Genomic DNA, 4,312 nt, shown 5'->3' on the forward strand with positions numbered 1-4,312 from the left:
TAACTAAGATAGCTCAACCAAACCCCCCCCCCGCCCGCGCCAACCAGAGCCAAAAAACCGACGACCCCCACGTCACGCGCGCGCCCGCTTCTTGAACCTGGTAGCCCCGAAGGGATTCGAACCCTCGCTACCGCCTTGAGAGGGCGGCGTCCTAGGCCGCTAGACGACGGGGCCAGGTTGACGTTCCGGAGAACATCTCTTCAGTTTTCGACCGCCTCGCTGATCTCTCAGCTCGGCGGCCTGCTGAACTTTAGCAGGTCCAGCAGCCTCGCGCTAATCGGGCTCTCACCCGCTCAGGCTTGGTTGCTGGGGTACCAGGACTCGAACCTAGACTAACTGAACCAGAATCAGTTGGGCTGCCAATTACCCCATACCCCAATGGCACCGTTTCCGCTGCCGGGGATGAACTTTACCTGACCACCCCGGCAGCGCCAAATCGGTATCCGCTAACGCGCCGCGACCGGGTTGCGAAGCTCGCCCAGCCCCTGGATGCGCACGCTGACGACGTCCTTCGCGGCCAGCGGGGACACCCCCGCCGGCGTGCCGGTGAGGATGACGTCGCCGGGCAGCAGCGTCATGACGTGGGACACGTACGACACCAGCGACGGCACGTCGAACACCATCTGCGAGGTGCGGCCGAGCTGGCGCACCTCCTCGTTGACCTCGCAGCGCACCTCGGCGTCGGAGACGTCGGCGGCGGTGTCGATCCACGGGCCGAGCGGGCAGAACGAGTCGAAACCCTTGGCCCGGGTCCACTGCCCGTCGCTGCGCTGCAGATCACGTGCGGTGACGTCGTTGGCGCAGGTGTACCCGAAGATGGCCTTCTCGGCGGCGGCCCGGTCCACCCGGCGCGCGCCGGTGGCGCCGATCACGACGGCCAGCTCGGCCTCGTGCTCGACCTGGTGCGACTGCTCGGGCAGCCGGATGATGTCGTGCGGGCCGATCACCGATGTGGACGGCTTGAGGAACAGCAGCGGCTCCTTGGGCACGTCCGCGCCGTGCTCAGCGGCGTGGTCGGCGTAGTTGCGGCCGACCCCGATCACCTTGCTGGGCAGGATCGGCGACAGCAGGCGTACGTCGGCCAGCGCGAACCGCTGGTCGCTCAGGTCCAGCTCGCCGAACGGGTGCCCGTTGATCGCGCGCACCGTCAGCGCCTGCGAGCCGGCCTCCGGGTCGCCCTCCACCACACCGAACGACATGCCACCCGGATGAACGAAACGTGCGATCCGCACCACAGCCCCCAGCCGAAGATCACTTGTTGGATTCCGGCTCCAACTTACGCCGCGCCGCCGCGTGGGCTGCGCCACGGCTCGGTCAGCGGGGTGCCAGGAAGCGCAGGTGTGACCGCTGTCGCAGCCGCCAGCCGGACGCCACCGCGACCACGGCCAGCAGTGCGGCCAGGCACACCACCGCGTGCACCAGCCCGCGCTCCAGGTAGCCGCCGTCGGTGTGGTCCACCGCGTACGTGCCGATCTCGCGGGTGAACCAGAACGGCAGCAGCCGCGAGGCCGTGCCGGCCGGGTCCATCATCATCTGCAGCCCCACGATGATGAGCAGCACCAGCATGCCCTCCAGCTCGCGCGGCAGGGCCGCGCTCAGCGCCAGCCCGAACGGGGCCGCGACCGCGACGGTGAGCAGCATGATCAGCCCGATCGCGCCGAAGCGGACGCCGTCCTGGTCGAGCCGGATCAGCACGAAGTACGGCACGGACAGGGCGAGCCCGACGGTCCACAGCGCGGCCAGGCGCCCCAGCCAGAGATGGTGCCCGCGGTAGCCGGACAGCCGCAGCCGGGGCTCGATCGCCCGCGCGGCGCTGCCGGTGAACAGGGCCGCCGTGCTCAGCGCCCAGCCCAGGCCCAGGCAGACGAACCGGATCGACTGACCGGCGTGCGAGTCCCGGCGGCTCAGGTAGAACGCCAGCGGGAAGATCACCAGGATGGCCAGCACCCCGCGCCGCCGCACGATCTCGCGCAGCGCCATCTCCGCCACGGTCGACGTCTTCATGCCCGCTCCTGCCCGCACGCGGCGCCACCGCCGCGCGCCGTGGTGCTCCGCTCCCGGCGGCCGCTCATCGGGTCGCCTCCCTGCGCGTCAGGTCCAGCACCGTGTCCACGCCGTCGCGGGCGTCGAGCAGGTGGGTCACCACCACCACCGCCTTGCCCGCGTCGCGCCAGCGGTGCACCTGCTGCCAGAAGTCCAGGTACGACCCGCGGTCGAAGCCCTGGTACGGCTCGTCCAGCAGCAGCACGTCCGGGTCGCCGAGCCCGGCCATGACCAGGTTGAGCTTCTGCCGCGTGCCGCCGGACAGGTGCCGTGCCTGCCCCGCGCCGCGCGGATCCCAGTCCAGCGCGGCAGCGGCGCCCCGGCCGCGCTCGCGGGCATCCTGACGCGACATGCCCCGGCCCGCGCCGACCAGCGCGAAGTGCTCGTCGGGGACGAGGAAGTCGCTGGTGCCGCCGCCCTGCGGGCAGTAGCCGAGGGTGCCGTGCACCCGCACCTCGCCCCGATCCGGGCTGACCAGACCGGCACAGACGCCCAGGAACGTGCTCTTGCCGGAGCCGTTCGCACCGACGACGGCGGCGACCTGCCCGGCGCGCACCGTCAGGCTCACCTCGCGCAGCACCGTGCGCCGGCCGTACCGCTTGCTCACGCCCACGACCTCCAGCCGCACCGGACCGCCCGGCACGGCCCGCGCGGGCGCGGGGCGGACGCTCTCGGCGACCGCGGCCGCGTAGGACTGCGCGGGGCCGAACGCCCGCAGCGGCTCGTCGCCGCTGTCCCACAGGTGGGCCGCCGTCTCGGCGAGCACGTGGCGGGCCGTGTCGTGGGGCACGCCCTGCCGGCGCAGCTCGCCGGCGAGGGCTTCGAGCCAGGCGTCGTCTCTCACCGTGCCGCCACCTCTCGCAGAATCACGTCGACCCCGCCGGCGAACGACTGCCAGTCCGCCGCGGCCCGCCGCAGCGTCTGGCCGCCCTCCGGCGTGATCCGGTAGTACTTGCGGGCCGGGCCGGCGGCGCCCTCGCGCCAGTACGCGGCCACCTGGCCGGAGCGCTGCAACCGCAGCAGCACCGGGTAGAGGGTGCCGCCCTGGATGGTGCCCAGGCCCGCCGCGCTCAGCGACTGGATCAGCTCGTAGCCGTAGGACTCGCGCTGCGCGAGCAGGCCGAGCACGCACAGGTCGAGCACTCCCCGCAGCCACTGACTGCGCCGCTCCAGCTCCATGGGCCGAGACCGTAGCACAGCAAGCTAGTTGGCGTCGCTACCTAGCCGACACCGTCGCTACCCTTGCCTGGTGACAGCCGCCGCCGCACCCCCCGTCGAGGTCCTGGACCCGCCGGTCTGGCGTGCCCGCCGGCAGGCGCACGAGGAGCTGGTCGACGGCTGGGTGGCCACCCATCTGGCCCGGCGCCGAGACGGCGTGAGACACCCGGTGCACGACTTCCTGTTCACGTACTACTCGCACCGCCCCGCGCAGCTGCGCCGCTGGCACCCGGGCGCCGGGGTGGTGCTGCTGGCGGGCGAGCCCGCCCGCGACTACGTCACCGCCGACGGCGGCGTCGTGCTCGATCCGGCCCTGCTCGCCAAGCGGGCGGAGTCGGTGCGCTGGATCCGCGACCTGCTGGCCGCCACCGCGTCCCGCCCGGCCCAGCTGGGCTGCTTCGGCATGCACGAGTGGGCCATGGTCTACCGGCAGACCCAGCAGGAGGTGCGGCACAACGCCTGGCCGCTGCGCCTGTCCCCCGCCGCGACCGCCGAGGTCGTCGAGGACCGCGGCGTACGCTGCACGCACTTCGACGCGTTCCGCTTCTTCACCGCGCCCGCCCGCCCGCTCAACGCCCACCAGCCCACCCGCGACCTGCAACCGGTGCTCGAACAACCCGGCTGCCTGCACGCCAACATGGACCTCTACAAGTGGGCGTACAAGCTGTCCCCGCTGGTGCCCAGCGAGCTGGTCACCGCCTGCTTCGCCCTCTCCCGCGAGATCCGCGAGCTCGACATGCGCGCCAGCCCCTACGACCTCGCCGACCTCGGCTTCCCCCCGGTCCGCATCGAAACCCCCGAAGGCCGCGCCGAGTACGCCACCCGCCAGCGCTCCTTCGCCGACCGGGCCGCCCCGCTGCGCTCCGCCCTGCTCGCCGAGTGCGACCGGCTCCTCACCACCCCCGGCACCTGACCCCCGCTCGCGCCCGACCCGTCCCGGCGCGCACTGCGGCGACCCGGGAGAGCCTCACACAGTCAAGATCGCGTCGATCTTGCGCGAACTGTTGGGGATCTGTCCCTTTGGGGCGTGTCATCCCCACAGTTCACGCAA

The 4,312-nt window shown here is 72.1% G+C and carries 5 protein-coding genes and 2 tRNA genes; 1 reads left to right on the forward strand and 6 read right to left on the reverse strand.

Annotated elements, in window-relative coordinates:
- Positions 1-98: 98 nt before the first annotated feature.
- The 6 genes from AB0J67_RS39445 to AB0J67_RS39470 form a co-directional block, all read right to left on the reverse strand.
- A tRNA-Glu gene (locus AB0J67_RS39445) sits at positions 99-174 on the reverse strand.
- 132 nt (positions 175-306) lie between these two features.
- Positions 307-378 (reverse strand) — tRNA-Gln (locus AB0J67_RS39450).
- Between the two features lie 68 nt (positions 379-446).
- Complete coding sequence (locus AB0J67_RS39455) at positions 447-1,232, reverse strand: fumarylacetoacetate hydrolase family protein (RefSeq protein WP_363490666.1); 786 nt, start codon at positions 1,230-1,232, stop codon at positions 447-449.
- An 82-nt stretch (positions 1,233-1,314) separates the two neighbouring features.
- Entirely contained in the window at positions 1,315-2,004 is a 690-nt protein-coding gene (locus AB0J67_RS39460; protein WP_363490668.1) for a hypothetical protein, read from the reverse strand.
- A gap of 64 nt (positions 2,005-2,068) precedes the next feature.
- Positions 2,069-2,887, reverse strand: a complete 819-nt coding sequence (locus tag AB0J67_RS39465) for an ATP-binding cassette domain-containing protein (protein WP_363490670.1) — start codon at positions 2,885-2,887, stop codon at positions 2,069-2,071.
- The gene (locus AB0J67_RS39470) at positions 2,884-3,222 is read right to left on the reverse strand and encodes a PadR family transcriptional regulator (protein ID WP_363490672.1); all 339 of its coding nucleotides are present in this window, start codon (positions 3,220-3,222) and stop codon (positions 2,884-2,886) included. The genes AB0J67_RS39465 and AB0J67_RS39470 overlap by 4 nt, the downstream gene beginning before the upstream one ends.
- 70 nt (positions 3,223-3,292) lie before the next feature.
- On the opposite strand from AB0J67_RS39470, the gene AB0J67_RS39475 reads away from it, so the two are divergent.
- Positions 3,293-4,174 (forward strand): 3-methyladenine DNA glycosylase, encoded by an 882-nt coding sequence (locus tag AB0J67_RS39475; protein ID WP_363490674.1) that lies wholly within the window; start codon positions 3,293-3,295, stop codon positions 4,172-4,174.
- Positions 4,175-4,312: the final 138 nt, after the last annotated feature.

The sequence above is a fragment of the Catellatospora sp. NPDC049609 genome (assembly GCF_040675365.1).
GTDB lineage: Bacteria > Actinomycetota > Actinomycetes > Mycobacteriales > Micromonosporaceae > Catellatospora.